General features: G+C 70.0%; 3 protein-coding genes. 1 reads left to right on the top strand and 2 read right to left on the bottom strand.

Annotated elements, in window-relative coordinates; genetic code table 11:
• Nucleotides 1–281: 281 nt before the first annotated feature.
• Together ABIS05_RS12925 and ABIS05_RS12920 are read right to left on the bottom strand one after the other, a co-directional pair.
• A complete protein-coding gene (locus tag ABIS05_RS12925; RefSeq protein WP_348012155.1) occupies nt 282–1,418 on the bottom strand; it encodes an efflux RND transporter periplasmic adaptor subunit in 1,137 nt (378 codons plus the stop codon).
• A 156-nt stretch (nt 1,419–1,574) separates the two neighbouring features.
• Entirely contained in the window at nt 1,575–3,479 is a 1,905-nt protein-coding gene (locus ABIS05_RS12920) for a glucokinase (RefSeq protein ID WP_348012154.1), read from the bottom strand.
• 332 nt (nt 3,480–3,811) lie between these two features.
• Here ABIS05_RS12920 and glk point away from each other — a divergent pair.
• The coding region (gene glk, locus ABIS05_RS12915; RefSeq protein ID WP_348012153.1) for a glucokinase at nt 3,812–4,798 on the top strand (987 nt) is incomplete at its 3' end.

Genomic DNA, 4,798 nt, shown 5'->3' with positions numbered 1-4,798 from the left:
CACCCCCCTTTGGAGGAGCCGAGAAGCGCAGGAGCCCGGGGCGCGAGCGCAGCGAGCCTCAAGCTCTGACTTCGCGCCGCCTGTTTGAACGCAGCGTAGCGAAGTGAGTTCGGCGCGGCCCCGGGTTCCGAGCATCGCAGGGCACCCCTCGAAGAGGGGCGACGGAACAGGGGCGACTTTTTGCCTTCTTTTTGGTCGCTCAAAAAGAAGGTCGCCCGCCGGGGCGAACTCCCGGCTGGGCCTAGGCATCAACCAGCCATGTTCGAAAGCAACCACCGACATCAGTTGCTCGCCGCGCTAGCCGCCGCATCCGCCGCACTCGGCGGCGCCAGCAGCACCTTCTCGCCGGCCTTCACGCCCTCCAGCACCTGCACCCGAGCCCCGTCCTGCAACCCCACCTTCACCTGCCTCGGCACCTGCTTGCCCGCCGCATCCAGCACAGTCACCGTGAAGCGCCCGTCCTTGCCCCGCTCGCCCAACGCGACGATGGGCATCGCCGGCACCTGCGTGACGGTGCCCGTCTCGATGTCGACCTGCACCGTCATGTCGCTGAACAGCGCGCGGTCGCGGTTGTCCACGTCGAACAGCACGTTGTAGAACACCGCGTTGCCCGCCCGCTCGGGCACCGGCTGGATGACACGCAGCTTGCCTTCGTAGCGCTTGCCCTCGCCCGACAGCGTCGAGAAGCGCGCCACCTGGCCCACTTTGATGGACTGGATGTCGGCCTCGGGCACCTTGGCGCGCACGGTGATGGTGTCCAGGTCGGCCAGCGTCAGCATGACCGGCGTGACCTGGATGGCGATGACGGTCTGGCCGGCCTGCACCGGCAGGTTGACGACGGTGCCGTCCATCGGCGCGGTGATGCGGGTATAGGACTGGCGCAGCTTGCGGTTGTCGAGGTCGGCCTCGAAACGAGCGACGGTGGCGGCCTGGCCGCGCAGCGCGGCCTCGATCTTGGCCAGGTCGGTCTCGGCCCGCTCCGCCTCGATAGCCGCGGTGGCCTGGCCGGCGAGCATCCGGCGCTGGCGCGCGACCTCGCGGCGCGAGGCCTCGGCGTCCACCTTGCTGCTGTCCAGCTGCGCACGGGCCTGGGCCAGCGCGGCCTCGGCCTGGGCGACGTCGCTGCGCGCCAGTTCGGGGTCGAGGCTGACGAGCAGGTCGCCCTTCTTCACCTGCTGGCCGAGCTGCACGTGCAGCGTCTGGATCTGGCCGCTGACCTGCGCGCCGACGTCGACCTTGGTCTTGGCCTGCAGCACGCCGGCGGCCTGCACGGCCTGCGTGATGTCGGCCAGCGTGACGACACCCGTGGGCGGCGTGGGCGGCGGCGGCGGCTTGCGCGTGGCCCACCAGGCGATGCCGGCCACGACGACGGCGATGACGATCAGGCGCGGGCGCCAACGCTTCAGGAATGCTTTCAATGTCCCTCCCAGTGTCTCGGGGTCTTGGCCCCGACTGCAAATGCGGTGCTCAGCGTAGCAGTCGCCAGCTACGCGTCCTCTTAACGCGCTGATCGTCTTGCGTGACGGCGCGCTTAGCGAAAGTCATGCGGGGTCAGGACTCGCCTGACCCGTGCGTCAACGGCTGTGCGACGTAAGCCTTGACAGCGGCGAAGCCGTGCTCACCCCCGGCGTCGCCGCGCCGCGCGCCGGCTTGGCGACGTCGTCCTCGCCGCCGGACAGTGCCGCGATGCTGTCCGGGTTGCGGCGCATGGCCACGCCCACCGCCAGGATGTCGATGACGAGCAGGTGCAGGATGCGGCTGATCATCGGCAGGTGGGTGGCGATGTCCTCGATGTGGTCGACGATCAGCGCCACGTCGGCCTTCTTGGCGAGAGGGCTCTGGCTGGCCGTGATGGCCACGACCTTGGCCCCGCGTTCCTGCGCCTTCTCGACGACCTGCAGCAGCTCCGGCAGCCGGCCACCGCTGCTGATGACGACGGCCACGTCGCCCTCGCGCAGCACGTCGGCCGCGAGCAGTTGCAGGCGCGGGTCGGTGTAGGCGCCGCAGGGCATGCCGAAGCGCAGGAACTTGAACTGCGCGTCCTGCGCCACCACGCCGTAGTGGCCGAGCGCGAAGAATTCGATGCGGCGGGCCGCGAGCAGCATCTCGGTGGCGCGGTCGATGGCGTCGCGGTTGAGATGGCTGCGCACCTGCAGGATGGCGCTGGCCGTGTTGCCCAGCACCTTGGCGCCCAGCTCCAGCATGGAGTCGTTGGTGTTGACCTGCGTGTGCGTCACCGGCACCGTGCCCGTCAGCCCCGAGGCCAGGCGCAGCTTGAAGTCCGACAGGCCTTCGCAGCCCAGCGAGCGGCAGAAGCGGATGACGGTCGGCTGGCTGACGCCGGCGGCGCGGGCGATCTCGGCGATGGGGTCGTTCAGCACGGAGCGTGGCTGGGCAAGCACCAGGTCCGCCACGCGCAACTCGGCCGGCGACAGCTCGCTGCGGGCGCGGCGGATCTGGCCCAGGATGGCCGAGCCGGGCGACGCCTGCAGGTTGCGCAGCTGGTTCTCCAGGATGGCCGACGCGCCCTTGAAGGTGGCGTGCTCGGCGGTGATGACGAAGGTCGGGATGGCCGAGACGTACTCGCGGAAGCGCCCCTTGTCTTCGAAGCGCTCGCGGAACGGGCTGCGGTCGAAATACTCGCCCAGCCGCGGCACGATGCCGCCACCGATGTAGATGCCGCCCAGCGAACCCAGCGTCACGGCCAGGTTGGCGGCGCAGGTGCCGAGCAGGCCGCAGAAGACCTCCAGCGTCTCCAGGCAGAGCGCGTCGTTCTCTTCGAGTGCGTGCTGCGTGATGGCGGGGGCCAGCAGCGGCTCGACCGTTGCACCGTTGCGGTCGGCCAGCGCGCGGTAGATCAGCTCCAGGCCGGGGCCGGAAATTAGGCGCTCATACGACACATGGTCCTGGTTCAGGCTCTTCCAGGCGAACTTCAGGATGTCCATCTCGCGTTCGTCACGCGGGCCGAAGTTGACGTGGCCGCCCTCGGTGCCCAGCGCGATCCAGCCTTCGCCCGCCGGGATCAGGCCCGACACGCCCAGGCCCGTGCCGGCGCCCAGCAGGCCGATGACGCTGGGCCGCCGCGCCTGGCCGCCACCGACCTGGTGTACGTCCACCTCGGCCAAGCGGGGCAGGGCCATGGCCAGCGCGGTGAAATCGTTGACGACGACGAGCGTGTCCAGCCCCAGCCGCTGGCGCATCTCGTCGATGGAGAACTGCCAGTGGTAATTGGTCATGCGCACCCGGTCGCCGTCCACCGGGTTGGCGATGGCGATGGCCGCGTGGGCGATTTGCTGCGCGCCGCCCTCCGGCCAGTTCAGGCCCCTCAGATAGGCGCTGACAGCGGCGTGGAAATCGGCGTGGTCGGCGCAGCGCAGCGAGGCGATCTGCGTGAACTCGCCGGGGCCGGTTTCCAGCGCGAAGCGGGCATAGGTGCCGCCAATGTCGGCAAGCAGACGGGGGCTGTCGAAACGGGGCATGGGCGCGCAGGCGGGGAAGCTGGAGGAGAGGAGCCGGCCGATTATTCAGCAGGCAGTGGAGGCGCCTTCAGCGGCCCGCGGGTTGTAGCTTCACTACAGCCCTCGCGGCAGGCGAGTTTCCCCAGGGAGAAGGCCCGCATGAACGATCAGGAAAGCAGATTGGGCAGAAGAGGGCAGTCGCGAGGGCGCACAACTATTGTCGCGGGGGTGTAGTTTTGCTACCGTCCGCCGCGCCGTAATTTCACCCTTCTCAAGCCCGTGTCCGCCAAAGCCCACTTCTCGAATCACCGGTCCCTCCGGTCCCTTTTCCCGCTGGCCGCCGGAGCACTGGCATGAGCGCCGCCTACCCGTGGCTGGTGGCCGATGTCGGTGGCACCAATGCCCGCTTCGGCACCGTGGCCGGCCCCGGCGCTGCGGTGGAGGACGTGCGCGTGCTGTCCGTGGCGGGCAATGCCGGCCCGGCGGCGGCCGTGCGTGCCTACCTGGCTGGCCGGGCGCCTGGCGCGCCGCAGCCACAGAGCGCGGCCTTCGCACTGGCCACGGCGCTGGAGGGCGACCACATCGAATTGACCAACGGCGCTTGGAGTTTTTCGCGTGCGGGCACGCAGGCCGAGTTGGGCCTGCAGACGCTGCTCTGCCTGAACGACTTCGAGGCCCAGGCGTTGTCGCTACCGCGGCTGAAGGGCCATCAGCTGCGGTCCTGGGGCGAGCCGCCTCCCGCCGTCGAAAGCGTGCCCACGGGCACCGTGATGGCGGTCATCGGGCCGGGCACCGGCTTGGGTGTGGGCGGCGTCGTGCGGGCACCGGGCCGCTGGCTGGCTTTGCCGGGCGAGGGCGGCCACGCCACGCTGGCGCCGGCCGATGACTTCGAAGGCGCCGTGCTGAGCCACGCGCGCCGCGAGTTCCCGCATGTGTCGGCCGAGCGCTTTCTGTCTGGCATCGGTCTGCCGGTGCTGTGCCGCTCGGTGGCGGCTGCGTTGGGCGGCGCGGAGGACGTGGCTTCGCTGTCGACCGAGCAGATCGTCGCTCGTGGCCTGTCCGGCGAGTCCGCCGCCTGCTCGCGCGCGCTGGACGTCTTCTGCGCAATGCTCGGCGGCTTTGCCGGCAACGTGGCGCTAACGCTGGGTTCGCGCGGCGGCGTCTTCATCGGTGGCGGCATCGTGCCGCGCCTGGGCGAGCGCTTCTTCCAGTCCGAATTCCGAGCCCGCTTCGAGGCCAAGGGCCGCTTCCAGTCCTTCCTGTCGACCGTTCCCACCGCGCTGATCATCGACACGCTGGCAGCCCTCTCGGGCGCCTCGCTGGCGCTCGAACAGGCAGGC

This window comes from Roseateles sp. (assembly GCF_039929605.1).
In the GTDB taxonomy this organism is placed as follows: domain Bacteria; phylum Pseudomonadota; class Gammaproteobacteria; order Burkholderiales; family Burkholderiaceae_C; genus Pelomonas.
This window is presented reverse-complemented; position numbering and strand designations above follow the sequence as displayed.